Source organism: Novosphingobium sp. GV079 (assembly GCF_003058045.1).
Lineage (GTDB): Bacteria > Pseudomonadota > Alphaproteobacteria > Sphingomonadales > Sphingomonadaceae > Novosphingobium > Novosphingobium capsulatum.
In genome coordinates, this window is record NZ_QBUE01000011.1 from 1 (window position 1) to 26,694 (window position 26,694).

Consider the following 26,694-nt stretch of genomic DNA (forward strand, 5'->3'; position numbering starts at 1 on the left):
GCCCCGATCGGGGCCCCTGTGCTTTGAATCTGCCGCAACGTCAGTGGCCTACTTTTACTCCGCCACAGTGGCCGGTTTTTGCTCCGCCGTTGACAGCAGGACGCGGAACATTGTCGCGCGCCACGGCTTGCCATTTACGCTATAGGCCGTGGCACGTACGGCACACAGACAACAGGCAAGCGATGCGGCTCGACGATTACGACAACAACATCGACGTGGAAGATCAGCGCGGCCGGGGCGGCGGATTTTCGTTGGGCGGCGGTGGCGGCGGTTTTCCGTTCGGGCTGATCCTCAGTCTGGTTGGTTCGCGCTTCGGCATCCTCGGCATCCTCGTGGTGGTCGGCGCATCGTTCCTGTTCGGTGGCTTACCGCGCCAGTTGGCCGGGCCGGTGGGTGAAACGCCTTCGCAGCAGGTCGGCCAGCCCGGCGGCGAAACCCTCGCCCAGGCGTGTGACGTCAACGCGTTCAGCCACGAGAGCTGCAATGCGCTGTCCTCGCTCAACAAGACCTGGAAGCCTTTGCTGGCCAGCGAGAACATCGCGTTTCGCGCACCCAAGCTGGTGTTCTATTCCAGCCAGGGTTCGTCCGGCTGCGGCGCGGCGCAAAGCGCGATGGGGCCGTTCTATTGCCCCAGTGACCAGGGCATCTACATCGACACCGATTTCTATACCGAGCTGGACAAGAAGCTCGGCGCAGGGGGTGATTTCGCGCGCGTCTATGTCATGGCCCATGAATATGGCCACCATATCCAGAAGCTGGTCGGCACGTCAGACAAGGTAACACAGGCGCAGCGCGCCAATCCCGATGCGGCCAACGCCCTGTCGGTGCGCCTCGAACTCCAGGCCGATTGCTACGCGGGGGTGTGGGCCGCGCAGAACCGCGCACGGATCGAACCCGGCGATGTCGAGGAAGGCATGCGCGCCGCGCACCAGATCGGCGATGACACGCTGATGAAAGCCGCCGGCCGCACCCCGGTCGAGGCGGCGTTTACCCACGGCAGCTCTGAACAGCGCATGGCCTGGCTGCGCAAGGGGCTCGACAGCGGTAACCCTGCGCAGTGCAACACCTTTGCGCCGGGCGCGGTGTGATCGGCAGATCGTGTGGAACCTAGGCCGGTTTGCAGCGTAATGCGGGAAACCGGGGAGTTTTACCGATTATGTTCGCACACCGAAATGCCGCCCGCGCCGCCCTGCTCGGCGCGATGCTCCCGCTCGCGCTTGGCAGCCTCGCCGCCCACGCGCAGACTGCCGTGGCTCCCAAGGATGCCAAGGTCGGCGATGTCGTCGCCACGCCGCTCGAAACGGTGAACCTCAAGAAGGAAGATATTCCGCCGATCCTGCAGCGCGCCCAGGAAACGCCCTATACGCTGGCTGGCTTGCGCAGCTGCCCGGCGATCTCGTCCGAAATCCGCCGGCTCGATGCCGTGCTCGGCGATGACATCGACATTGCCGATTACACCAAGGGCGGCCTCAAGGTGGGCAACACCGCCAAGTCGATCGTCGGCTCGCTGATCCCGTTCGGCGGCATCATCCGCGAAATCTCTGGCGCGAACGAAGCACAGCGCCGTTGGCAGGTGGCCCTGTTCGCCGGCACGGCCCGCCGTTCGTTCCTCAAAGGCGTTGGCCAGTCGCGCGGCTGTCCCTATCCGGCGCGTGGCGCCACTGCGCGTGATGCCAGCGCCGTCGCGGCCAACCGCGCGCGTGAGGCCGCCGCTGCCGATGCGGCCAAGGAACAGGCCAAGCAGGAAAAGCGCAACCGCTGATCCTTCACCCTATCCCCGGCGCCCGCCCGCTGTCATGCGGTGCAGGTGCCGGGGATAGGTCACTTAGACCAGTATGATATCGGCAAGGTGCAGATCGGGCGCGCCCATCAACACCCCGATGCGCACCGCCTTCTCCGGCCCGGTACCATCCACGTCGTAATAGAGGTTTCCGCTGGCCTGGTCATAGATCAGGCTTTGTTCGGCTGTGGTCGCACGCGTTCCATAGCCGAATTCGGTGTCGGCAATGGCGCCGGGCGGCTGTGCATAGAAACCTGCGCCAAACGCATCGAGTGATAGGGCAATCTTGTCCTCGCCGCTCACAAAATCGCGGATCACCGTGCGCCCGACGGCCAAGGGGCCGGCATCGAACACGAAGGTATCGTGCCCCGCCCCGCCGGTCAGGCTGTCTATGCCGCCGCCCCCGCTCAACACGTTGTCGCCCTCGTTCCCTACGATCGTGTTGTTGGCGTTGTTGCCCGCACCATTGATGTTGCCCGCGCCGCTCACCAGCGTGAGCCGCTCCACGTTGGCATCGAGACGATAGCTGATGGTGCAGAAAACCTTGTCGATCCCGGCATCATCGCTGCGTTCCACCACCCGGTCGCCGGCGTCATCGACATAATAGACGTCATTGCCGGTGCCGCCCTCCATGCGGTCGGCTCCCGCCTGGCCAAACAGCGCGTCGTTGCCGGCGCCGCCGAGCAGGTGGTCATCCCCCGCCCCGCCCTTCAAGCGATCATTGCCCGCGCCGCCTTCCAGGCGGTTGGCATCCTTGTTGCCAAGGATCGTGTCATCGAATTGCGAGCCGATGGCGTTTTCGATACTCTTGATCTGCACCGTTCCCGCCCCGATGGTGTCGATCGGCTTGGTCGTCGCCAGCGTCAAGTAGATGCCCTGCTGCGCATCGGCAAAGCTGATCGTGTCGTTCCCGGCGCCGCCCGCAAACGTGTCGTTGCCGCCATGGCCGAGAAACAGATCGTCCTTGTCGGTGCCCACCAGCTTGTCGGCCGCCGCTGTGCCTTCCACCGTTTGCCCGTGGTGATCGGTGTAGGTCTGCGAGTGCAAGGTGCCGTTGCCGTCGCGCCACATCACGGCAAAACCACCATCGGCCAGCGCCAGCAGTTGCGCGGCATCCTGGGTTCCCGCCGTGGTTGTGTTGACGATCTGCTCCTGGCCGATTTCGCCGCCGGAATGATCATAGGTCCGCAACGCAATCTCGCTGGCGCCGTTCGCGCCGCCCGCCGGGTTAGCGCTGGCCCAGGCGATCGCGAAACCGCCATTCGCCAGGGCAACCACGTCGGTTGAGCCGACGAAGCGCGGACCATCCTCGCTGACGATCGTATCGGCCTGCACCACGGCACCGCTGCTGTCGAACACCTGCATATGCAGCGCCCCCAGCGACACGAAACCGCCACTGGAATGGTTTTCGGCCCAGGTCATGGCAAAGCCACCCGTCGCAAGCGCGACCATCTGCACTTCCACTGCATCGCCATCGCGCGTCGGCAGCGCCAGCAGCGTCGCCGCCTTGATCTCGGTGCCGTCCACGGCATGGATCGCATAGGTGTAGCCGACGTTGCCGCTCGACACCCCATTGTCCAGCGCCAGCGTAAGCAGTGAACCATCGGCCAACTGCGTCACGCTGGGCGGCAAATCCCGATCCGAGGAGGAGGCCGTGAAGCGCGCAACGACGCTCATCGTTGCCAGGTCAACGATGTTGACCACCGCCCGCGCCGCACTCCCCCCGAAATCGACGTTGCTGACAACGGCCACTTTGCCCTGATCCGCGCCCTTCAGCGCCAGCACCGAGGTGCCAGTGTAGGTGGCCGAGGGGGACGGCACCGGCACCGTGATCGTCCCGCTGATCGTGCCATCGCGTGGATCGGTGTCCAACAGCGACAGGGTGACAGGGCTACCGGCGCCCTCGGCCTCCTTGACAGTGATCGCATTGCCGTCGGCGAGCGTGAAAACCTCATAGTCGCGCACCGTGGCAGTTACCCCGCTGGCCACGCCATCGGCCGTGAACACGGAATAGATATAGTCACCCGAATTGGGATGCGCGGTGTCCTCGTTCATGACCAGAATGTTGCCGTTGGCCAGGAACGTCGCAAACGGGGTACGCCTTTGCGCCTGCGTCTGGTCCAGCGTTACTTCCGCTCCATCGCGATAATAGGTCATGATATCTCCCATCTCCGCCCCGGCCAACGAGAGCGCGATGGTTCACAACCTATTGCAACGCATGGCTTCCACCCATGGAAACAAGCCCCAGTTTGGATCAACGAAAAAGGCCGGGGTCTTGCCAACCCCGGCCTTTGCTTGGTCTCTTGCCGTCAGGCGCGGATCAATAGACGCGCGCCTTGGGCTTGATGTACTGCACGTCGTCGGTGAGCGTGTATTCGTGCACCGGGCGGTAATCGAGCTTGATGTCGCCGCTCTTGCCGCCCCAGCCGTCGAACCAGCCCACGGTATGCTTCATCCAGGTGGCGTCATCGCGGTTGGGGAAATCCTCGTGCGCATGGGCGCCGCGGCTTTCCTTGCGGTTGTAGGCCGAATGCATCGTCACGGAAGCCTGGCTGATCAGGTTGTCCAGCTCCAGCGTTTCCACCAGATCCGAGTTCCAGATCAGCGAGCGGTCCGACACGCCGATATCCTGCATTGAGGCATAGATTTCGGCCAGCTTGTGCTTACCTTCGGCCATCAGCTCGTCGGTGCGGAACACCGCCGCGTGCTGGCTCATCGCGCGCTGCATCTCGGTGCGGATCTTGGCCGTGGGCGAACCGCCCTTGGCGTTGCGGAAGTGATCCAGGCGCGACAGCGCAAGGTCCGCGCTGTCCTTGGGCAGCGACTGGTGCGCCGTGCCCGGCTTGATCAGTTCCTTGAGGCGCAGGCCGGTGGCACGGCCGAACACGACAAGGTCGATCAGCGAGTTGGAGCCTAGGCGGTTGGCGCCGTGCACCGAAACGCAGGCCGCTTCGCCCACGGCGAACAGGCCCGGCACCACGGTTTCTGGATTGCCATCGGCACCGATGGTCATCACTTCGCCGTGGTAGTTGGTGGGGATGCCACCCATGTTGTAGTGCACCGTCGGCACCACCGGCAGCGGCTGGCGCGTCAGGTCAACGCCGGCAAAGATCTTGCCGCTTTCGGTGATCCCGGGCAGGCGCTCGGCCAGCACCTTGGCATCGATATGGTCAAGGTGCAGGTAGATATGGTCCTTGTGCGGACCAACGCCACGGCCTTCGCGGATTTCCAGCGCCATCGAACGCGACACCACGTCGCGGCTGGCGAGGTCCTTGGCCGAGGGGGCATAGCGTTCCATGAAACGCTCGCCTTCGGAGTTGGTGAGATAACCACCTTCCCCGCGCGCGCCTTCGGTGATCAGCACGCCCGCACCATAGATGCCGGTCGGGTGGAACTGGACGAATTCCATGTCCTGCAACGGCAGGCCCGCGCGCAACACCATGCCGCCACCGTCGCCGGTGCAGGTGTGGGCCGAAGTCGCGGTGAAATAGCAGCGGCCATAGCCGCCGGTGGCCAGCACCACGGCATGGCCACGGAAGCGGTGGATCGAGCCATCGTCCATGCACAGCGCGATCACGCCACGGCATTCGCCGTTTTCCATGATCAGGTCGATGGCGAAGTATTCGATGAAGAAGTCGGCATCATACTTCAGGCTCTGCTGATAGAGCGCGTGAAGCATGGCGTGGCCGGTGCGGTCGGCCGCGGCGCAAGTGCGCTGCACCGGCGGGCCTTCGCCCATGTTCTGCATGTGGCCGCCGAACGGGCGCTGATAGATCGTGCCATCGGCGTTGCGGCTGAACGGCACGCCGGCGTGCTCCAGTTCGTAAACCGCCGCCGGGGCTTCGCGCACCATGTATTCGATCGCGTCCTGGTCGCCCAGCCAGTCAGACCCCTTGACGGTGTCGTACATGTGCCAGGTCCAGTGATCGGGCGTGTTGTTCTGCAGCGAAGCCGCGATACCACCCTGCGCCGCCACGGTGTGCGAGCGGGTGGGGAACACCTTGGTGATGCAGGCCGTGCGCAGACCGGCCTGGGCCGAACCCATCGTGGCGCGCAGGCCCGAACCGCCCGCGCCGACAACGACGGTGTCATAGGTATGGTCGATGATCTTGTAGGCAGCAGACATGGCTTACGCGGCCCCCAGTGCGATGCGGATGATCGAGACGATGCCGAACACGGCAGCGGCGGCGGGCACGAAGTTGATCAGCATCCAGGATGCGACCTTGCCACCTTCTTCGTGGATATAGTCTTCGAGCATGACCTGCACGCCCAGGCGCGCGTGGTACAGCGTGTTGACCACCAGCAGCACCAGCATGGTGGCCGAAAGCGGCTTGGCCGCCCAGCCATGCACGGTGACGTAGTCGTGCGCGGGCAGCAGCGCCAGGCTGATGCCGAGGAAGGGGATGACGATCAGGTTGCCCACCGCCGTAAGGCGCTGGGCCAGCCAGTGGTGCGTGCCGGCGTGGCTGGAGCCCAGCCCGCGCACGCGACCGATCGAAGTTCCGTTACCCATGGTACCTCCGAGAAATCAGGTAAGGAGTGCCGGCGCTCAGCGCAGCAGCACGAAGCCCCAGAACAGAGCCGTAAGACCGACCGAAGCGATCATCGTGAAGACCGACCAACGGGCATTGACCGAAAGTTCGTAGCCCACGCCGATGTCGAGCACGAGGTGACGGATGCCGGTGGCGGCATGCTGGAAGAACGCCCACGACAGGCCGACCAGCACGATCTTGCCGAGGATCGCGGTAATGGCGGAAAGGCCGCCATCGGCGCCGGTCCACACATAGGTCATGAACGTCGCATAGGCTTCAGGACCGCTGGCGATCGAACCCAGCCACCACAGCAGCAGCGACAGGCCGACAAAGGCCAGGCCATTGCCCGTAACACGGTGGAGGATCGAGACCAGCATGGCCGGACCCCAGCGCCAGATCTGGAGGTGCGGCGAAAGTGGCCGGTTGCTGTGCGCCAGCGCCATGGAACTTCCCCTTATTATCGCAAAGGCGACCGGGATGAGGTTTCCGGTCGGGACGAGTCGCTATTAGTCGAAAAGCCCCGGGGTGCAAGCCGCCGAAAGGGCCAAGCCGAATTCGTATGTTGTCATGCGGCAAGATGACGCGCAAACCACAGGCGATGCGCACCATTCCTATCTTCGCAGCCGCGCTCGCCGGGCTTGTTGCCATGGCCACGCCAGCGCTTGCCCGATCGCAGCCGCCGCGCATTCCGGCGCGCCCCACCCTGGCCGAGGCCTGCCACAACCGCGATGGCTGGGCCGATCCCGCGCCGCCGCAACGCATCTTTGCCAATACGTGGTACGTCGGCACCTGCGGGATCAGCGCGGTTCTCGTCACCTCGCCGCAAGGGCATGTGCTGATCGATGCCGGCGTGGCGCAGGCCGCCGACAGCGTCGCGCGCAACATCGTTGCCGCCGGTTTTCGCCTGCATGACGTGCGCTGGATCGTGCTCAGCCACGAACATTCCGATCACGCTGGCGGCCTGGCTGGGCTCAAGCGGAGGACCGGCGCCCGCCTGGCGGCCATGCCCGCCGCCGCGCGCGTGCTCACCACCGGTCAGGTTCCGGCAGACGATCCCCAGTCCGCCTGGCTCAAGCCGTTCCCGGCCGTTGCCGTCGATCGCGTGCTGCATGATGGCGAAACGCTGGTGGCCGGGCCGCTGCGCCTTGTCGCCCATGCCACGCCAGGCCACGCCCCCGGCTCCACCAGCTGGACCTGGACCAGCTGCCAGGGCCGCGATTGCCGCGCCATGGCCTATGTCGACAGCGTCACCGCGATGGCCGCGCCGGGTTGGCGCTTTGCCGATCATCCCGCCTATGTCGCGGCGTTTCGCGCCTCGCTCGATCGCATTGCCGCCCTGCCCTGCACCGTGCTGATCACGCCTCATCCCGGCGCCAGCGACCTGTTCGAGCGCCTTGCGCATGGGGCGCCCCGGCCGGTGCCGGGTGCCTGCCGCACCTATGCCGCCAATGGCCGCGCCCGGCTTGACGAGACGCTTGCCAAGGAGGCCGCGCCGCCGCAAAGACCCGCGCCATGAGCTGGAAAATCACCATCCTTGCGCCGCGCCCCATCGTCCAGGCCGCGCTGATCGCCCACGAAGACGTGTTCGACTGGGACGCCGACATCGTCATCGCCGGCAGCGAGATTGCCGAGGACAAGCCCGAAGACTGGCAGCTGGAAGCCTGGCTGGCCGACGAACCAGGCGAAGACGAACGCGCCGCGATCGCCGCGCTGTTTGCCGACGGCGCGCCGCCGATGGTGATCGAACAACTGCCCGAAGAAGACTGGGTCACGCTCAGCCAGCACGGGGTGGAGCCGATCCACGAAGGGCCGTTCCACGTCCACACCCCGGAATATCCGGCAGTGAACATGCCGGGCATCCGCAATTTCCTGATCCCCACCAGCCAGGCCTTTGGCACCGGCCAGCATGCCACCACCGCCGGGTGCCTGGCCATGCTGGCGCACATGAAGGCCAATGGCGCGGTGGTGCGCAACCTGGCCGATATCGGCACGGGCACCGGCTTGCTTGCTTTTGCCGGGCTGCATCTGTGGCCCGGCGCGCGCGCGATCGCCAGCGACATTGACGCCGTCTGCGGCCCGGTGGTCGCAACCAATGCCGATGCCAACGGCGTGCCGCTAGGCGATGGGCCGGGCAAGCTGGCCATGGTCATCGCGCCGGGCATGGACCATCCGCTGTTGCGCCTGTCGGCGCCCTATGACCTGCTGATTGCCAATATCCTGGCAGGTCCGCTGATCGAACTGGCGCCGGAATTTGCCGCGGCAGTCAAGCCAGGTGGCCATATCCTCCTCGCTGGCCTGCTCGCCACGCAGGAAAAGGCCGTGCGTGCCGCCTATGCCCGCGCCGGCCTGCGCCTGGCCGCCCGCCAGGTGCGCGGCGACTGGTCGATCCTGTGGCTGCGCCGCCGTGCCACCGCGCGCATCCATGCCAGCAAACCCGGTGCGCTGCCGGCGTGGTCGCAGAAGTGGTAGGACAGCGCACGACATCCACCACCCCCAACCCCCTCCTCTAAAAAGGATGGGGCTATAAAATCAGATCTTTAACTCCCCCTCCTCTTCAGAGGAGGGGGTCGGGGGGTGGTGCAAACCCAAGCACCAACGCCTAAACCCGGCTACCCACCATCGCCACGCCAAACGCCACGAAGATCGCGCCGGTCACGCGGTTGAAGATCTTGCGCGGCGATGGCTTTTCCAGCCAGCGCGCCACCGAGCGGCCGCCCAGCGCATAGAGCAGATACGAGGTCATCTCGATCACGCCAAAGGTGGCGACCATGATGGCAAACTGCGCCGCCTTGGGCCGGGCCGGATCGATGAACTGCGGCAGGAATGCCCCGGCAAACAGCAATGCCTTGGGATTGCTGATGCCGATCAGAAATCCCGTGCGGAACAGGCCGAGCGGCGATGGCAGGGCCACGGGCCGATCGCCCACCATGTCAACCGGAGATGCCTTGGCGGTCCAGGATTTGTACCCCAGGTAGAGCAGATAGGCCGCACCGACGATCTTGAGCGCGGTAAACACCTGCGGCATGGCCACCAGGACCGCCGAAAGTCCCGCGGCCGAGAGGCTGAGCAGCGTGAGCACGGCGAGAAAGCAGCCGCTCATCGCCAGCATCGCCCGGCCAAAGCCCAGTGTCACGCTGCGCGTCATCACGTGCAGCATGTTGGGGCCGGGCGAGATCGAGATGAAAAAGACAGTGACGACAAACAGCCACCAGGTGTGAAGGGCCATGATCGCCTATCCCGCTGCCTTGAAGATTTCCGCCCAGGCCGCTTCGTCGATGACCTCGATGCCCAGTTCGGCTGCCTTTTTCAGCTTGCTGCCCGCACCCGGCCCGGCAACGACCAGATCGGTCTTGGGCGAAACACTGCCGGCGGCCCGTGCGCCCAGCGCCTCGGCCTGGGCCTTGGCCTCGTCGCGGCTCATCGTTTCCAGCTTGCCGGTAAACACCACGGTCTTGCCCGCGACGGCGCTGGCGCGGGTTTCGACGATGAAATCGGGCGGGCTCACTTCACCCAGTAGATCGTCCCACACAGCGATGTTGTGCGGCTCGTGAAAGAAATCGCCCAGCGCTTCCACCACCACCGGGCCAACGCCGTCGATGCCCAGCAGTTCGGCCTTGGCCTCTTCATCGCCGCCATGGGCGCGTTCGGCCACGGCGCGCAGCGCGGGCAGCGTGACGAAGCGCTTCAACAGGTCGCGCGCGGTGACCGCGCCAACGTGGCGAATGCCCAGCCCGAACAGCAGGCGCGCGGCATCGGGCTGGCGCTTGGCCTCGATCGCGGCGAGCAGATTGTCGACCGACTTATCCTTCCAGCCCTCGCGGCCGACGATATCATCGCGCCGCTTGCGCAGGCGGAAGATATCGGCCGGGCTTTCCAGCCAGCCCAGCGCAAAGAACTCAGCGATGGTCTTTTCTCCCAGCCCTTCGATATCGAGCGCGGCGCGGCTGACAAAATGCTTGAGCCGCTCGGTCCGCTGCGCCGGGCACACCAGCCCGCCGGTGCAGCGCACGTCGACCTCGCCCTCTTCTGCCACCGCCTCGCTGCTGCATTCCGGGCAGTGATCGGGAAAGACATAGGCCGGACGGTCTTCTTCGCGTGTCAGGTTTTCAACCACTTGCGGGATGACATCGCCAGCGCGTTGCAAGACCACGCGATCACCCACGCGAACGCCTAGCCGGCCGATCTCATCACGGTTGTGAAGTGTGACATTGGTGACGGTCACCCCGCCCACCAGCACGGGACGCAGGCGGCCCACCGGGGTCAGCTTGCCGGTGCGGCCGACCTGGATATCGATCGCCTCTACCGTGGTCTCCGCCTGCTCGGCAGGAAACTTGTGGGCCATGCCCCAGCGCGGCGCCTTGGCGACAAAGCCAAGGCGGCGCTGCCATTCCAGGCTATCTACCTTGTACACCACGCCATCGATATCATACGGCAAATCAGCACGTTGCGCCTGAATGCTGCGATAATGCGCCAGCATCTGCGCGGTATCATCGCAACGCGTCAGCAGGGGCGACACTGGCACGCCCCAGGCGGCGATCTGTTGCATCATCGCCCACTGTGTGTCGGCCGGCACGGCGCTGGCCGCACCCCAGCCATGCGCCAGGAAGCGCAAGGGCCGCGCAGCCGTCACGCTCGCGTCCTTCTGGCGCAGCGATCCGGCGGCAGCGTTGCGCGGGTTGGCAAAGACCTTGTCGCCCTTTTCCTCCTGCGCGGCATTGAGCGCGAGGAAATCGGCCTTGGCCATATAGACCTCGCCGCGAATCTCGAACACGGCGGGCGGCACCACGCCAGAATCGCTGCGAAGTTCCTGCGGTATATCCTTGATATGGGCTACGTTGGCGGTCACATCCTCACCCACCTGGCCATCACCACGCGTCGCCGCGCGCACCAGGCGGCCGTCTTCATAGCGCAGCGAGCATGACAGCCCGTCGATCTTGTCTTCCGCCGTCATCACCACCGGTGCATCGGCCGGCAGCGCCAGGAAGCGGCGCACACGCGCGACGAATTCCTCGACCTCCTCGTCGGTGAAGGCATTGTCGAGGCTCATCATGCGAACCTCGTGCGTCACCTTGCGCAGGGGAGAAGCAGAAACCTCGTGACCCACGGCGCGCGAGGGGCTGTCAGCGCGGATCAGATGCGGAAACGCTGTTTCCAGTTCGGCATTGCGCCGCACCAGGGCATCATATTCTGCGTCGGAAATTTCCGGGGCGTCTTCGGCGTGATAGCGCCGGTTGTGATAGGCGATCTGGCGCGCCAGCCGCATCAGCTCGTTCGCGGCGGCTGCCTCGCCCATTGCTGACGGATCGATGCCTGCCGGATCACTCATTATACGCCACTTTCACCAAACAATTGCGCCAGTCACCGGCGCGATACGCCATCACGGCAATTCGTAAAGCGCTATCGCCGGTCCGGGCAAGGCATAGCTGTGGAGGAACCGCCTGCCCACCCGGGCAAAAGGGTTCAAGCCTGTTCGAGCAGGCGGCTGGCCTGCGCGCGCGCCTCGGCGGTCACTTCCGCGCCAGACAGCATCCGCGCGATTTCCTCCTGGCGGCCGGCCGCGTCCAGCTTGCTCACCGAGGTGCGCGTGACTGTGCCCTCGCTCGACTTGGCGATCAGATAATGCGCGTCACCCCGCGCCGCCACTTGCGGGCTGTGCGTCACGGCCAGCAACTGCCCACCGTGCGCCAGGCGCGCCAGGCGCTCGCCAATGGCACTGGCCACAGCGCCGCCTACGCCGCGATCGATCTCGTCGAAGATCACGGTCGCTGCCCCGCCCTGTTCGGCCAGCGCCACCTTCAGCGCCAGGATAAAGCGCGACAATTCACCGCCCGAAGCGATCTTGCCCAGCGGCGCAAAATCGCTGCCGGGGTTGGTGGAGATGAGGAACTCCACCGCGTCCATGCCCTGGCCGCTCCAGCGATCCTCGGGCAGGCGCACCACGGCGGTGTGAAAGCGTGCCGCATCCAAGCGCAGCGGCGCCAGTTCGGCGGCCACCGCCTTGTCCAGCTTGCGGGCGGCCTCGGCCCGCTGGACCGACAGCGCCTCTGCCTTGGCGCGATAGTCCAGGCCCGCTTCCATCGCCACGCGCGCCAGGCCTGCGATCTGCGCCTCGCCACCCTCGATCGATTGCAACGCGGCCTGCAATGCCTCGCGCCGGGCGGGCAGGTCGTCCACCGTGCAGCCATGCTTGCGCGCAGCGGCGCGCAGATCGAACAGCCGCGTTTCGATCCGGTCGAGCAGCGCGGGATCGTGCGCCAAGGCCTCGGCGGCGGCCGAGAGCTTGTCTTCCGCCTCGCCCGCCTCGATCACCGCGCGGTCCAGTGCTTCCAGCGCCTCGGCCAAAAGCGGATGCTCTGCCGCGATGCGATCGAGCCGCCGCGCCGCGCCGCGCAACTGCACCAGGGGCGCGTCCGATCCGCTCCACAGGTGCTGCAATTCGTTGAGATCGCCCGAGAGTCGCTCCCCCTTCTGCATCTCGGCACGCTGCAGGGCGAGTTCTTCCTCCTCGCCCGCCACCGGCTTCAACGCGTCAAGTTCGGCCAGGTGCGCCTCGATCAGGTCCTGCTCGGCCGCCGCGCTCGCCACGCGCGCGCGCGCCTGCGCCAGGGCCTGTTCGGCCGCGCGCCAGCTATCCCATGCGCGCGCCACCTCGGCCGCGTCGGCGCGGGCATAGCGATCGAGCAATGCCCGGTGACCGCGTGCATTGACCAGCCCGCGATCGTCATGCTGCCCATGCAGTTCCACCAGAAACCGCGCCAGTTCACGCAGCAGCGCCACGCCCACCGGCTGGTCATTGATATAGGCACGGCTGCCGCCATCGGCCCGCAGCCGGCGGCGGACCAGCAGCGGCTCGCCCGGCTCCCAATCGATCGCCGCTTCGGCCAGGATCGCTTCCACGCCATCGGGCCGCCGCGCGAATTCAAATGTGGCGGTCACGCTCGCCACGTCTTCTCCGGCACGCACCAGGCCGCTGTCGGCGCGGTCGCCCAACACCAGCCCCAGCGAATCCAGCAGGATCGATTTGCCCGCACCGGTTTCCCCGGTCAGAACGCCCAAACCGCCCGGAAACACGAGGTCCAGCGCCTCGATCAGGACGACATTGCGGATGGAAAGCCCGGTCAGCATCGCTTTCCTTCCTAGCGGGTTGCACGTCCGGCGTCACCCTCCATTTGTTCCCCTCTTGTTTCACAACGGTGACACGGTGTCGCCAGCGCGCAATGTGACGGTGCCATGAGATTCGCAAGACAACGGCAGCATATGAAGGGACTGGGTCATGGACCGCCCAAGCGACCGCAACTTTGCCCCCGTCAGCGAATGGCTAAAGGGCGCGCCCGATTGGCTCGACTTGCCCGAACCGCGCGGCTTTCGCCCCAAGCGGCGGGTACGCACGGTGTGGATCTCCGATCTTCATCTCGGCACGCGCGGCTGCAATGCCGAAATGCTGCTCGATTTCCTGGCCTCGATCGAATGCGAAACGCTCTACCTGGTGGGCGACATCGTCGATGGCTGGCGCCTGTCGCGCGGGTGGTATTGGCCCGATGCGCACAATGAAGTGGTCCGCCGCGTGCTGAAGATGGCGCATCGCGGCACCCGCGTGGTGCTGATCGCCGGCAACCATGACGAGATGCTGCGCCCCTATGCCGGGATGACCTTTGGCGGCGTGGAACTGGCGCTCGACACCATTCACCGCACCGCCGATGGGCGGCGCCTGCTGATCACCCATGGCGATGGTTTCGATGGCGTGGTGCTCTATGCCCGCTGGCTCGCGTTTCTGGGCGATGCCGCCTACGCCGTGCTGCTGCGCGCCAATCGCTGGGTCAACCTGGTGCGGCGCCAGTTCAAGCTGCCCTATTGGTCGCTCTCGGCCTATATGAAAAAGCGCGTGAAGAACGCGGTGCAGTTCATCTGCGACTTTGAAGAGGCCGTGGCCCACGCTGCGCGTGACATGGGCGTGGACGGGGTAGTGTGCGGCCACATCCACTGCGCCGAAATCCGCCAGATCGGCGATGTCACCTATTACAACGATGGCGATTGGGTGGAAAGCTGCACCGCCCTGGTCGAGGATTTCACCGGCGCGATGAGCATTGTCGACTGGGTGGAGGAACAGCGCAAGCAGGCGCCCTTCACGCCCGCCGCCGTGCCCGGCCTGCCCAGCCCGGCCGAAACGGAAACTGCCTGATGCGCATTGCCCTCGCTACCGATGCCTGGACGCCGCAAGTCAACGGCGTGGTGCGTACGCTGACCACCACCGTTGCGCACCTGCGCGCGCGGGGCCACGTGGTGGAACTGCTCACCCCCCAGCAGTTCCGCACGTGTGCCCTGCCCGGGTATGGCGAGATCCGCCTGGCCATGGCGCCCCGCTTTGGCACACGGCGCACCTTGCGCGATTTTGCGCCCGATATCGTGCATATCGCCACCGAAGGGCCGATCGGCTGGGCCGCGCGCAGTTGGTGCAAATCGGTGGGCGTGCCGTTTACCAGCGCGTTTCACACGCGCTTTCCCGATTACGCCGCGATGCGCACGGGGTTGAGTCCCGATGTGTTCTGGCCGGTGATGCGCCGCTTTCACGCGCAAAGCGCCGCGGTGCTGGTATCCACCCCGAGCCTAGCGCGCGAACTGGCCGGGCACGGGATCGTGCAGACCCGGCTGTGGTCGCGCGGGATCGATGCCGGGCTGTTCCATCCCGGCCACGCCCCGCTGCCCCAGCTTGCAGCGCTGCCCGGACCGGTGCTGCTCTATGTCGGCCGCGTGGCCGTGGAAAAGAACCTTGGCGCGTTTCTCGATTGCGCGGTGCCCGGCAGCAAGGTGGTGGTGGGCGACGGACCAGACCTGGCCATGCTCAAAAGCCGCTACCCCCAGGCGCATTTCACCGGCGCGCTTTCGGGCACAGCGCTGGCCCAGGCCTATCGCGCCGCCGATTGCTTCGTCTTTCCCAGCCGTACCGACACGTTTGGCCTGGTAATGATCGAGGCGATGGCCTGCGGCGTGCCGGTGGCCGCCTTCCCGGTGGCCGGCCCGCGCGATGTGATCGGCGTGGATGGCCGCGGCGCGCAAGGCAACCTGCCCCACCCGGTGGGCGCCTGCCACGAAGACCTCGCCACCGCGATTGCCCAGGCACTGGCCTGCCGCCGGGCCGATGCCGCTGCCTATGGCGCCAGCTATTCCTGGGAAGCGGCCACCGACCAGTTCGAAACCGCGCTAGCCAGCGCCGTGGAGCGGATCGCCTGCGCCGCCTGAGGCACGATCATCGCCAAGTACGACTTGCCCGATGATGCACTGCAACCAATCCCGCGCTGGGGCATTTGCCGGGAAGCTTTCTCCCATCGGAGCTTCCCATGTCGCAGCGCACCCTGATTCAGATGTTCCATTGGTATCTTCCCGAAGGCGCCCTATGGGACGATACCGCCCGCGCCGCGCCGGGCCTGGCCGAGATGGGCGTGACCGACGTGTGGCTGCCGCCCGCCTACAAGGGCGCCAGCGGCACCAGTTCGGTAGGCTACGATACCTACGACCTGTTCGATCTGGGCGAGTTTGACCAGAAGGGCACCGTGCCCACCAAATACGGCACCCGCGCCGCGCTGGAAGCAGCCTGCGCCGCCCTGCGCGAGCATGGCCTGCGCGTGATCCACGATGTGGTGTTCGACCACAAGATGGGCGCGGACGAGACCGAGCGCGTCAGCGTGCGTCGCACCAATCCCGACGATCGCACGCAGATCGAGGACGAGGCGTTCGACGCCACCACCCACACCCGCTTCACCTTTCCCGGTCGCGCTGGTGCGCACTCCCGCTTCATATGGGATCACAAGTGCTTCAGCGGAGTGGACCGCATCGAAGACCCGCAGGAAGACGGCGTGTTTCGCCTCGTCAACCAGTATGGCGATGGCGAATGGAACGAAGAGGTGGACGAGGAACTCGGCAACTTCGATTTCCTGATGGGTGCCGACGTCGAATTCCGCAATCGCGCGGTCTATGAGGAGCTCAAGTTCTGGGGGCGCTGGCTGGCAGACCAGGTGGCAGTCGATGGTTTCCGCCTGGACGCGGCCAAGCACATTCCCGCCTGGTTCTTCCGCGATTGGGTGGGCCATTGCCGCGAGGCCATCAGCCCCGATCTGTTCGTGGTGGCCGAATACTGGCAACCCGATCTGGCGGCGCTGCACACCTATCTCGATCGCGTCGATCACCAGCTGTCGCTGTTCGATGCCGCGCTCGTCCACCATTTTTCCGACGCATCGCACGCTGGCGCCGATTACGATCTGCGCACGATCTTTGACGACACGCTGGTGCAAAGCCTGCCCGAACACGCCGTTACCCTGGTTGCCAACCACGATACCCAGCCGCTTCAGGCGCTCGAGGCACCGGTGGAAGACTGGTTCAAGCCGCTGGCCTATGCCCTGATCCTGCTGCGCGAAGGCGGCGTGCCCTGCCTGTTCCATCCCGATCTCTACGGCGCCAGCTATTCAGACACCGGCGGCGACGGGGAGAACTACGACATTACCCTTGCCCCGGTTGCCTGCCTTGCCCGGTTGACCCAGGCGCGCCAGCGCTTTGCCCATGGCGCCCAGACCGACCTGTTCGACAGCCCCACCTGCATCGGCTTCATCCGCCATGGCACCGCGGATGCCCCGGGCTGCGTGGTGATCCTCAGCAATGGCGAACCCGCCACGCTCACGGCAGAGCTTGGCCCCGATCACGCCGGCGCCACGTTCGTCGATTGGTTGGGCCACGCCCAGGGTGAATGCGTGGCGGATGACCAGGGGGCGCTGGCCGTGCGGTGCGAGGGCGGCAGTGTCAGCGTATGGGTGCGCCAGGACGCTGCCTGAACCAGCGCTTTACACGCTATTACAAAGGCTTGCGATCATTACAGAGATTTCATCGCCTGTGGCGTGAACCAACTGCCACTTCGGTCGTTACCCCTGGCATTATTGCTGGATTGTAACAACGGGAAGGACACAATCATGCGCTCATTCAACCGCAAGCTCGCGCTGGCCCCCGCGATTGTCGCGGCGTTCGGCCTCACCGCGATCGACGCGACGCCGGCGTTTGCCCGCCACCACTATTCGTCGCGGGCGCACTATCGCTGGTGCCGTCACTCCAGCGGCACGACCGGCTTGGTGGCCGGTGGCGCTGGTGGCGCGCTGCTCGGCCATGCCCTGATCGGTGGCCCGGTGGGCATCGTCGCGGGTGCGGTAGGCGGCGCCTTGGGTGGCCGCGCGATCGACCGCACGCTCACCGCCAAGAAGCGCTGCCGCTAACCGATCTGGGGCTGCGTGGCCTAGCGTGCCAACCATGGCCTTTTCCGCCACGCAGCCCCGATCATCCCGGCTCGTCTCTGCCGGCATCGCCGCCAGCATCGAAGTGGGCCTCGCCATTGCCCTATGGCTCGGCCTCGCCCAGCCGGCGGGCCTGCGCCAGGCAACCCGCGACTGGCTGACGGCAGTCCGGCTCGCCCCGCCGCCACCTGCCACGCCGCCCCCGCCACCACCACCCAGTCATCATCATCGGCCCAGCGGCAAGTCCGCCCCCCCTGCCCTGCGCGCCAAGGCAGCGCCGGTCTATGCCCCGCTGGTCATCCACGCCCCACCGCCACCTATCCCCGTCGCCCCGCAAGTGGCGCTCGGCACGCAAAGCCACAACGGTGCCGCACCAACGCCCGGCCCCGGCAGCGGCGCTGGCGGCAGCGGCAATGGCACAGGCTCGGGCGCCAGCGGAAACGGTGACGGCGCTGGCGGCAGCGACCCGGAATGGACCGGCGGCAAGATCAAATCATCAGACTATCCCCTCGCGGCGCGCGAAGCGCACGCCCAGGGTACCACTTCCGTCACTATCGCGGTAACCCCACAAGGCCGCCCCAGCGCCTGCCACATCACCCAATCGAGCCACAACGCCGCGCTCGACACCACCACCTGCGCCCTCGTCCTACAACGCTTCCGCTTCCGTCCGGCCCGCGACGCCGCCGGGCATGCGGTGGCGGGTGAGGTGGATTATGACCAGGAGTGGACGATGGGGATGATGACGGATGGGCGGTGATTAATTACCATGATGCTTGGGAAAATCCGCAAGAATCCGCACCGACTATCGCGACAGCTGCGACACGTGCTAATCTCGCTTTAACGACACCAGAACCCACGCCCCCTGCAAGTCATGCAAGCAAGCAAGAACGCTGCTGGGCGGACCATTGGCGAAAAGTTAACTAAGATCCTGTGCAGGCCATGGCGTGATGGCAACGGCAGGATAAATCATTCACACAGCTTGTGAGGCAGCCCGAGTGGCAGTTGAAGTTAATTCTGATACATCATATCGTGGGAAAGGCACCCTATTACCCACTCGCGTGAAACTGGATGTTATTCATGAGCCTGCTTGATGCTGCAATTCCTGTTCTTCTAACAGCTCTCGTCGGCACTCGGATTGCGTATAAATTTCAGGATAGAGCGGCAAAAGAAAACCGATTTTTCGAAGCGTCCCGAAGCATGTATACCGATATGATTTCAGCGGCCAACAAAATAACCACCCTAAGCGGCAAAAGAATTTACGCCGCCCAACGACTTTCACTTATGAGTTCAAGTGACGAATCTTACAACGAGGCCAAGTTTCAACTGAAATCTGCAAATTTAGAGTGGAACAATAACCTTTTAGAAATGGATATGGCCGTCAGATCTCTTTTTGAAAATAGCAAGCAAAAAGATTTTGAAGATCTACAAAACAAGATGGCGCATTACATTAGAATATTAAATAATAAAAATTCCACTTTTGACAAGCGTCAAAATCAAATAATGATCAAGAATTTACAATTGATAAGGTCTGAATATTTTTGCTTTATCAGAGAAATGTATAGAGAAGCCAGCAAATTGCACCGGCAAATGCATTTTGGCGTTTCACTAGAATATAACTTGATGTATTTAGAAAATATGTCGACTGGAACTTTGATTAATTTGCTTTTCAAATCTAGTGTAGAGCATAAGCGCGTAATCTGCTCTCCTACTAACTTTGGTATGCCAGTCAGCGCTGAAGAGGCGCGGCTTGGGATACACGAGTAAAGAAGCCAATTCGGCTGCTTCACGAAGAGATAATTTCGAAAAATCAAATGATTTTCCGACCTCAGCTTTCCCAGAGAACATACTATTGGCAGCAATCTCTGCGCCGCTTAAACCCGTTCCAAAATATGCAATACCAAGATATATGCGCAATATTGCTATTTTGCTTAATCTAAACTGCAAAATAACAGATCCAACAATTTCACGAATTTTACGCCTTAAAGTGCGCTCATATCGACCAGAAGCAGTCCTAAACAACTGCATTTCTATTGTACTTGCACCCCCATGACGTCTTCCGGAAATATATCTCCAAAATTCTCGTCCAAGCGATTTTATACTAAATCCAGAGTGATTGAAAAAATTCCGGTCTTCAAGAATTAGAATAAAAATTTCTAATTTATTTAAAGAGCTATGTATGTTTACGCTGTAGGAACATTGATCAATATATATCAAATCTCGATGCATACGCAGTAAAGATGAGCGAAAATTGGGAAATCTTGGCAACATGGTCTGCCCCGATAGTTTTTAGCCGTTATATATTTTGCGTTTTTTGAACATATTAGGCATAACCATGACCCCCAATTGATCGCAGTATCTACACCACCAAATGCCTAAAAAATTTGGTTCGGTCAATTTAGATCGCTTTGAACCGACGAACGAACCTCAAGTTGAGCTGCCTTGAAGCCCAATCCCACCACAAAAAAGGGCGCCCCGCAGGCGCCCTCTCTTAACTTCGCAATCAGCGCCCCCAATCACACCGCGCTGATATCGTCGCCCTTGGCGTTCATCAGCTTGAAGGCGCGCTTGTACCATTCGCTGCCGGGATAGTTGGCGCCCAGCACGGCGGCGGTCTTCTGGGCTTCGTCGCGGATGCCCAGGGCCAGGTAGCATTCGACCAGGCGGAACAGTGCCTCGGGCGTGTGGCTGGTGGTCTGGTACTTGTCGATCACCACGCGGAAGCGCAGCGTGCCGGCCAGCCACTTGCCGCTCTTTTCGTAAAAGCGGCCCACTTCCATTTCCTTGCCGGCCAGGTGGTCGTTCACCAGGTCAAGCTTGAGGCGGGCGTCGGTGGCATAGTCGGTGTTGGGATAGCGGCGGATCACTTCGGTCAGCGCGGTCAGCGCCTGCTGGGTGATTTTCTGGTCGCGCGTGACGTCGCTGATCTGCTCGTAATAGCACAGCGCCACCAGGTAATAGGCATAGGGCGCGTCCTTGTTGCCGGGGTGGATCGACAGGAAGCGCTGCGCGGTCTGCACCGACTTGGCATAGTCGCGCGCCACGTAATAGCTGAACGCACCCATCAGCTGCGCGCGGCGGGCCCAGGGCGAATAGGGGTGCTGGCGCTCCACTTCGTCGAACAGCGCGGCGGCCTGCTTGGCGTCGCCCTTGTCCAGCCGGTCCTTGGCCGTCATGTAGAGCGTGTCCACGTCGCGGGCGACATAGGCCACGTCCTTCTTGGCCTTGCCCCCACCCGCACACCCAGCGGTCAGGCCCATGGCAACAGTGGCGGCGGCAAGAACGGCGATGCGCAGCGGGCTGCGGCCAGAAGCAGGAAGGGTCATGCGCCGTCCTATAGCCAGCGGCTTGGCACTCGCCAAGCGAAGGTTGCGCGGGCCCCGCAAAAGTTGCGGTTGATTGCATTTTTCCGGTGATGCCCCGATCGTTCGTCATCCTGAGCTGGACCCGGAAACCTGCTTTTTCTGGACAGGTGCACAGGCAGCGGGACCCCGGATCACGTCCGGGGTGACGAGAAGCGGGGAAGGATTAGACCGCGGTCTCTTCGAACGGGGGCACCAGCGTGATCGCGTCGGCCAGGGTGACCTTGTCGAGCATGTCGGCCATTTCATCGCGCAGGCGGATCATCAGCCCGCGCAGGCGGCAATCGGCCTCGGGCAGGCAGTTGGCGCAGTGTTCGTGGGCGTTGCGGCTGGCGCAGGGCACCAGGGCCAGGCTGCCGCGCGTCAGGCGGATGATGTCGCCATAGCGGATGTCCACCGGGGGCAGCGCCAGTTCATAGCCGCCGTCGCGCCCGCGCTGCGACACCACCACGCCTTCGCGGGCCATTTCCGACAGGATCACGGTCAGGAACTTGCGCGGGATGTTCTGCGCCTCGGCAATCGCGTCAAGCCGCACCGGGCCTTGTCCAAACGTGTCGGACAGATGCTGCAGGGCACGGATCGTATAACGCGTTTTTTGCGAGAGCATGGGAAATACAAAAAGCCGGTTGCGCGCGAATGTCAACGCCAACGCTTGAATATCCCGGTGCAATGCGGCGATTGCCCGCAGCATTGCACCGGGATCGGTATCTTATGGCTTGATCCGCTGCTCCACGAAATCGATCCGCGCGCGATAGGGATCTTCCACCTGCGTGGCGCCTGCTGCAGTGATCAGGTGCACGGTCGTGTCGGTGGGCGTCACCTTGGGCCAGGGCGCCAGGCCGGGCAGGCCATCGGGGCGCCCGGTCTTGGCAAACGCCACCCACATCTTGTGCGTCAGATCGGCCACGGGCTGTTCGGCGGCGATGGCCTTGGGCGTGGTGCGCCCGGCCAGGCTGTCAAACACATAGGGCAGTTCCGAGGCATGCGGCGCGCCGCCCATCTTTTCGAGCGGCTCGGGATGGGCATAGGCAAAGCGATAGAGATAGACCGGCTGACGCGGGGCCAGCGTGCGCGCGATGGTGCGCGCCGGCTCGATGAACATGCGATCGGCGCTGGTCATCGTCCCCACGACCAGGCCCGTGGCCGTGCCCTGGGGATCATAAAGTGCGCGCGCCTTGTCGGCATCGGCGCCGTAGGTGGCAAAGATAGCGGCCTTGTCGGTCGTCATCGGGAAACCATCGGCCGAATTGGCGCCGATCATCACCGGCACCGGCGCATCGATACCGGCGGCGGCGGCATCGTTGGACGCGCCCACGATCGTTTGCCCATCCACCATCGGCCCGGAATAGCCGGTCTGCGCCATGGTCATCATGCTGAGGTTGCCGGTCACCTTTTCCTCGGGCAGCGCGCGCAGGGCGGCGGCATCGAGGCCGGGGGCAAAATCGGCGCCGATCTTGGCCGCGCGGGCCATCGTCGGCATCGGCAAGGTGCCATCGCGCCCACCGCCGGATTCGATGATCGCGCGGGCAAACAGCCCGCGTGCCAGCGGTGATTGCAGCAGCATGTGCATGCTCATGCCGCCCGCGCTTTCGCCGAACACGGTCACGTTGGCGGGATCGCCACCGAATGCGGCGACATTGGCCTGCACCCATTTGAGCGCAGCGATCTGATCGAGGAAGCCGAAGTTGCCGCCCAGCCCTTCATCCTTGAGCGCGGGATGGGCGAAGAAGCCAAAGCGGCCGAGCCGGTAGTTGAGGCTGACCAGGACCACGCCATCACGCGCAAAGGCTGCGCCGGAATAGACCGCCGGCGACGTGCCGCCGTTGACGAAGCCGCCGCCATGCACCCACACCATCACCGGCAGCCGCGCATTGGCGGCCGCGCCGGCCGGCTTCCACACGTTGAGATAGAGGCAATCCTCGGCCGGCTGCGTGCGGATCGGCGCGGCATCGGGCGGGAACGGCGCCTGCGCGCAATCGTGGCCATAGTGCGTGGCATCGCGCGGCGCACTCCATGCCGCAGCCGGCTGTGGCGCACGCCAGCGCAGATCGCCCACCGGCGGCGCGGCATAGGGAATGCCCTTGAAGCTGGCGACGGTGCCTTCCACCGCCCCCACCAGGGTGCCCTGGGCCACCGTTACCGTCGGTGCGGCAGGCGCTGCTGGCGCAGCCTTGGCAAGCGTAGCGCCCGGCAGCGACAGCGCGCCAGCAAGCATCAATCCTGACAGCATCAGCGTTTTGCGAAAGGTCATGATCTTCAATCCTTCCAGTTGCGCGCCGCCAGGCGCACCGTCACCACCTGGCCCAGCGTCTGCGCATCGCTGCCCAGGGCAAAGCCATAGTTGCCCGCCGGCAGCGTCCAGCCGCCGCTGCCCTTGCCATCGTCCCGCCAATCAGCGAGCAGGCGCTGGTCGATCGTCACGCTGACAGTCTTGCTTTCGCCGGGCGCGAGATGCACGCGGGCAAAGCCGACGAGGCGGCGCTTGGCCGTGCCGGCACGATCGACCAGATAGACCTGGCCGACATCGTCGCCCGCCACCTTGCCGGTGTTGTGCAGGGTAAAGCGTGCGGTCTTGCCATCCACGCTCAGGCCATCCTGGGCAAAGCTGGTATAGCTCAGGCCATAGCCGAACGGGAACAGCGGCTTGGCCCCGGTGCGGGCGAACCAGCGATAGCCCACGTCGGACCCTTCGATATTGTAATCGGCCTTGAGCGTGGTGGTTGGCGTGGGCGGGTTGCCCATGAAATCAGGATCGAGCGTATCGCTGCCATCGAGCTTGGGCCGGGGCAGTTGCGCCACGCTGGCGGGGAACGTGACCGGCAGGCGCCCGCCGGGGTTGGCCTCGCCGAACAGCACCTTGGCAATCGCCTCGCCCCCGCGCGCGCCGGGATACCAAGCCTCTAGCACGGCCGCGGTCTTGTCCAGCCACGGCATCGTCACCGGGCCACCGGTTTCCAACACCACGATCGTGCGCGGATTGGCGGCGGCCACGGCGGCGATCAGCGCATCCTGGCCATCGGGCAAGGACAGATCGGGCTGATCGAGCCCTTCGGTGCGCCATTCGGTGGCGAACACGATCGCCACGTCAGACCGGCGCGCCGCCTCTACCGCATCGGCGATATACCGCCCGTCGCGGAAATGGATAGCCGCCTGCGGCACCCGCGCCTTGATCGCATCGAGCGGGCTGGAGCGGTGGAACTGCTGCTGCATGATCCCGGCAAACATGCCGCCAGCCAGCACCGGGCGTGACACCACCGGCCCGCCATCGCCCTGCACCTGGCTCGACCCGCCGCCCGACAGCACACCGCCATCGGCATAGCCGCCGATCACCGCCACGCTCTTGGCATCGCGCAGCAGCGGCAGGGCATTGTTCTGGTTGCGCAGCAAGACCATGCCGGCAATCGCCGTCTGTTCGGCCACGGCCGCATGCGCCGCGGCATCCCACTCGCCGCCCGGGGTTACCGGGTTCTTGTCGACGCCGGTGGCATAGATCGCGGTCAGCACGCGGCGGTTCATGTCGGCCAGGCGCGCGGCCCAGGCCTTGTCGGTCGCCGCCTTTTCCGCCAGCTTGCTGCCGAAATAGACCGCCTTGTCGAGCTGTTCGCCCGATTGCTGATCGAGCCCGGCCATCGCTGCATCGAGCCCAGGCACCGCGCCCCAGTCAGACATGACAAAGCCCTTGTAGCCCCAATCGCGCTTGAGCACGGTGTTGAGCAGCCAGCTGTTGTCGCACGCGCGATTACCGTTGACGCGGTTATAGGCGCACATGACAGAGCCGGGCTGGCCCTGCTCGATGCCGATCTGGAAAGCCAGCAGATCGCTTTCACGCGCCGCGGCGTTGCCGATCTGGATGTCCACGAACTGGCGCCCGGTTTCCTGGCCATTGAGCGCGAAGTGCTTGATCGTGGAAATGATATTGTTGGACTGGATGCCCCGGATCGCCGCACCTACCAGCACGCCCGACAGCAGCGGGTCTTCCGACAGGTATTCGAACGTGCGCCCGTTGCGGGGATCGCGCGTCAGATTGACGCCGCCCGCCAGCAGCACGTTGAAGCCGCTGGCGCGCGCCTCGGCGCCAATCATCGCGCCGCCGGCCTGCATCACTGCCGGGTCCCAGCTCGCCGCCTGGGCAATGCCCGATGGCAACGCTGTCGCGCCCCGCTTGCGCGCACCCGAAACCCACGCGACACCAAGGCTTGCGTCGGTTTCCTTGAGCGCAGGCACACCCAGGCGTGGCAACCCGGCGATGTAACCGGCGCCTGGCACCGCGTCAGCCGGGATCGGCGGGGCACCGGGAAACAGCTGGATGGCCATGATGCCGTGGGTCAACGTGGTGCGCTCGTCCGGCTGCATTGCCTTGACGGTCTGATCGGCCCGTGCCTGCGCCGCGGTCATGTCGACCGGCGCGCTGCTTGGCGCCTGCGCCTGGGCCGAACCCTGCGCCAGCCCTGCTCCGACCGCAGCCAGCGCCACGGCCGAAAGAAATCTCCTGCCCATCTTCATGCACCCTTCCCGTTGATGGCTACAGCGCCACCTGCTTGTTCCGCGTTATCGTGCCGCCGCTTGTCAGCGTTGTCAATTACCTGTTCAGGTTGGCTTGCCGGACAATTGCGTTCATAGCTTGGCCCATGCCCGATCCCGCGCAAAGCCACCGCCCCTCTGCAACCGCCAGTAGCGCCGACGACGACAACGATGCGGCACCCACCACAGCCGGCCGCGCGACGGGTAACATCACGATGAACGATGTGGCGCGGCATGCCGGGGTGTCGCTCAAGAGCGTGTCGCGTGTGATCAACCGCGAGCCGCATGTATCTGATACGCTGCGTATCAAGGTGGAAAAGGCGATTGCCGATCTGGACTATGTCCCCGATCTGGCGGCGCGCTCCCTGGCCGGGGCGCGCTCGTTCATCATCAGCGTGCTGTTCGACAATCCCAGCCCCAACTACACGATGAAAATCCAGGCCGGCGCCTATCAGGCCTGTGTCGACAACCAGTATCACCTGCGCATCGACCGTATCGATTCGGCCCGTCCCGATGCCGAGATCGTGGCTGATCTTGCCGCATTGCTGCGCAACGGACGCTGCGATGGCTTTGTGTTGACCCCGCCGCTGGCCGATCTGCCAGTGGTGCTCGATTTCCTGCGCGAACAGGGCGTGCGCCATGTGCGCGTCGCACCGGAAAAGCCCAGCCTGGAGGCGCCGGGCATCGGCATGGACGATACGGCCGCCGGGGCGGCCGTGGCGCAGATGCTGTGGCAAGCCGGGCATCGCCGCTTTGGCGTGCTGACCGGGCCGCCCAACCATGGCGCCGCCGCGCGCCGCCGCCTTGGCTTTCTTGCCGCCCTGGCCGACCTCGGCCACACCGGCCCGGTGGTGGAAGCCAACGGCGGGTTTTCGTTTGAAGGCGGCATCAGCGCCGGGGCCGATCTGCTGGCACACACCCCGCGCCCCACCGCCATCTTTGCCACCAACGACGATTCGGCGGCCGGCGCGCTGGTTGCCTGTTCGCGGGCCGGCCTTGCCGTGCCGCGCGATGTGTCGATCTGCGGGTTTGACGATAGCTGGGTGGCGCGGTCGGTCTGGCCCTACCTCACCACGGTTTACCAGCCGATCCAGGAAATGAGCTATGCCGCCGCCAGCCTGCTGATGGACCGCGAGGGTGATGCGGCGCCCGCGCTGCGCCTGCTGCCCTATCACCTGGTGGAGCGGGACTCGATCGCCCCGCCCCTGCCCGAGGCCTGAAACGGGGTTCAG

The 26,694-nt window shown here is 64.6% G+C and carries 22 protein-coding genes; 10 read left to right on the top strand and 12 right to left on the bottom strand.

The annotated features are described in order from the left end of the window. Positions 1 to 182: 182 nt before the first annotated feature. Together C8K14_RS14410 and C8K14_RS14415 are read left to right on the top strand one after the other, a co-directional pair. Positions 183 to 1,088, top strand: a complete 906-nt coding sequence (locus C8K14_RS14410; RefSeq protein WP_107717174.1) for a neutral zinc metallopeptidase — start codon at positions 183 to 185, stop codon at positions 1,086 to 1,088. A 68-nt stretch (positions 1,089 to 1,156) separates the two neighbouring features. Further along, a complete protein-coding gene (locus C8K14_RS14415; RefSeq protein ID WP_062782648.1) occupies positions 1,157 to 1,762 on the top strand; it encodes a hypothetical protein in 606 nt (201 codons plus the stop codon). Between the two features lie 63 nt (positions 1,763 to 1,825). On the opposite strand, the gene C8K14_RS14420 is transcribed toward C8K14_RS14415, so the two are convergent. The 4 genes from C8K14_RS14420 to sdhC all read right to left on the bottom strand — a co-directional run bounded on the left by C8K14_RS14420 (position 1,826) and on the right by sdhC (position 6,755). Further along, on the bottom strand, positions 1,826 to 3,937 hold the full coding sequence (locus tag C8K14_RS14420; RefSeq protein ID WP_158271920.1) for a calcium-binding protein: 2,112 nt from the start codon (positions 3,935 to 3,937) through the stop codon (positions 1,826 to 1,828). A 163-nt stretch (positions 3,938 to 4,100) separates the two neighbouring features. Continuing rightward, entirely contained in the window at positions 4,101 to 5,906 is a 1,806-nt protein-coding gene (gene sdhA, locus C8K14_RS14425; protein ID WP_022675381.1) for a succinate dehydrogenase flavoprotein subunit, read from the bottom strand. Between the two features lie 3 nt (positions 5,907 to 5,909). Beyond that, on the bottom strand, positions 5,910 to 6,293 hold the full coding sequence (sdhD, locus tag C8K14_RS14430; RefSeq protein ID WP_107717176.1) for a succinate dehydrogenase, hydrophobic membrane anchor protein: 384 nt from the start codon (positions 6,291 to 6,293) through the stop codon (positions 5,910 to 5,912). Between the two features lie 36 nt (positions 6,294 to 6,329). Beyond that, positions 6,330 to 6,755: a succinate dehydrogenase, cytochrome b556 subunit gene (sdhC, locus tag C8K14_RS14435; protein ID WP_022675379.1), complete on the bottom strand. Its 426-nt coding sequence runs from the start codon at positions 6,753 to 6,755 to the stop codon at positions 6,330 to 6,332. 155 nt (positions 6,756 to 6,910) lie between these two features. Here sdhC and bla point away from each other — a divergent pair, with 155 nt between their 5' ends. After that, positions 6,911 to 7,828: a subclass B3 metallo-beta-lactamase gene (bla, locus tag C8K14_RS14440; protein ID WP_233251095.1), complete on the top strand. Its 918-nt coding sequence runs from the start codon at positions 6,911 to 6,913 to the stop codon at positions 7,826 to 7,828. After that, a complete protein-coding gene (locus C8K14_RS14445; protein ID WP_107717177.1) occupies positions 7,825 to 8,781 on the top strand; it encodes a 50S ribosomal protein L11 methyltransferase in 957 nt (318 codons plus the stop codon). The genes bla and C8K14_RS14445 overlap by 4 nt, the downstream gene beginning before the upstream one ends. 130 nt (positions 8,782 to 8,911) lie before the next feature. On the opposite strand, the gene C8K14_RS14450 is transcribed toward C8K14_RS14445, so the two are convergent. The 3 genes from C8K14_RS14450 to recN all read right to left on the bottom strand — a co-directional run bounded on the left by C8K14_RS14450 (position 8,912) and on the right by recN (position 13,437). Continuing rightward, positions 8,912 to 9,538, bottom strand: a complete 627-nt coding sequence (locus tag C8K14_RS14450; protein ID WP_107717178.1) for a LysE family translocator — start codon at positions 9,536 to 9,538, stop codon at positions 8,912 to 8,914. A 6-nt stretch (positions 9,539 to 9,544) separates the two neighbouring features. After that, a complete protein-coding gene (gene ligA, locus C8K14_RS14455; RefSeq protein WP_199223738.1) occupies positions 9,545 to 11,638 on the bottom strand; it encodes an NAD-dependent DNA ligase LigA in 2,094 nt (697 codons plus the stop codon). Positions 11,639 to 11,772: 134 nt separating this feature from the next. Next, on the bottom strand, positions 11,773 to 13,437 hold the full coding sequence (recN, locus tag C8K14_RS14460; protein WP_054131056.1) for a DNA repair protein RecN: 1,665 nt from the start codon (positions 13,435 to 13,437) through the stop codon (positions 11,773 to 11,775). A 148-nt stretch (positions 13,438 to 13,585) separates the two neighbouring features. Between recN and C8K14_RS14465 the strand changes: the two genes are divergently transcribed. From C8K14_RS14465 to C8K14_RS14485, 5 genes are all read left to right on the top strand, one after another. Beyond that, the gene (locus C8K14_RS14465; RefSeq protein ID WP_233251096.1) at positions 13,586 to 14,491 is read left to right on the top strand and encodes a UDP-2,3-diacylglucosamine diphosphatase; all 906 of its coding nucleotides are present in this window, start codon (positions 13,586 to 13,588) and stop codon (positions 14,489 to 14,491) included. Continuing rightward, positions 14,491 to 15,549, top strand: a complete 1,059-nt coding sequence (locus C8K14_RS14470) for a glycosyltransferase family 1 protein (RefSeq protein WP_107717179.1) — start codon at positions 14,491 to 14,493, stop codon at positions 15,547 to 15,549. Before C8K14_RS14465 ends, C8K14_RS14470 begins: the two co-directional genes overlap by 1 nt. Positions 15,550 to 15,647: 98 nt before the next feature. After that, a complete protein-coding gene (gene amyA, locus C8K14_RS14475; protein ID WP_107717180.1) occupies positions 15,648 to 17,132 on the top strand; it encodes an alpha-amylase in 1,485 nt (494 codons plus the stop codon). A gap of 135 nt (positions 17,133 to 17,267) precedes the next feature. Beyond that, the gene (locus C8K14_RS14480; RefSeq protein WP_054131054.1) at positions 17,268 to 17,564 is read left to right on the top strand and encodes a hypothetical protein; all 297 of its coding nucleotides are present in this window, start codon (positions 17,268 to 17,270) and stop codon (positions 17,562 to 17,564) included. Between the two features lie 34 nt (positions 17,565 to 17,598). Further along, on the top strand, positions 17,599 to 18,339 hold the full coding sequence (locus tag C8K14_RS14485; protein ID WP_107717181.1) for a TonB family protein: 741 nt from the start codon (positions 17,599 to 17,601) through the stop codon (positions 18,337 to 18,339). A gap of 869 nt (positions 18,340 to 19,208) precedes the next feature. Here the strand turns inward: C8K14_RS14485 and C8K14_RS23230 are convergent. From C8K14_RS23230 to C8K14_RS14510, 5 genes are all read right to left on the bottom strand, one after another. Beyond that, entirely contained in the window at positions 19,209 to 19,850 is a 642-nt protein-coding gene (locus C8K14_RS23230) for a biosynthetic peptidoglycan transglycosylase (RefSeq protein WP_107717182.1), read from the bottom strand. Between the two features lie 245 nt (positions 19,851 to 20,095). After that, entirely contained in the window at positions 20,096 to 20,905 is an 810-nt protein-coding gene (locus C8K14_RS14495; protein WP_022677032.1) for an outer membrane protein assembly factor BamD, read from the bottom strand. 202 nt (positions 20,906 to 21,107) lie between these two features. After that, positions 21,108 to 21,548, bottom strand: coding sequence for an Rrf2 family transcriptional regulator (locus tag C8K14_RS14500; RefSeq protein WP_022677031.1), 441 nt, complete (start codon positions 21,546 to 21,548; stop codon positions 21,108 to 21,110). Between the two features lie 102 nt (positions 21,549 to 21,650). After that, on the bottom strand, positions 21,651 to 23,192 hold the full coding sequence (locus tag C8K14_RS14505) for a carboxylesterase/lipase family protein (RefSeq protein ID WP_233251098.1): 1,542 nt from the start codon (positions 23,190 to 23,192) through the stop codon (positions 21,651 to 21,653). A 5-nt stretch (positions 23,193 to 23,197) separates the two neighbouring features. Beyond that, positions 23,198 to 25,438, bottom strand: coding sequence for a beta-glucosidase (locus tag C8K14_RS14510; RefSeq protein ID WP_369974059.1), 2,241 nt, complete (start codon positions 25,436 to 25,438; stop codon positions 23,198 to 23,200). A gap of 131 nt (positions 25,439 to 25,569) precedes the next feature. Between C8K14_RS14510 and C8K14_RS14515 the strand changes: the two genes are divergently transcribed. Further along, positions 25,570 to 26,682: a LacI family DNA-binding transcriptional regulator gene (locus tag C8K14_RS14515; protein WP_054131051.1), complete on the top strand. Its 1,113-nt coding sequence runs from the start codon at positions 25,570 to 25,572 to the stop codon at positions 26,680 to 26,682. Positions 26,683 to 26,694: the final 12 nt, after the last annotated feature.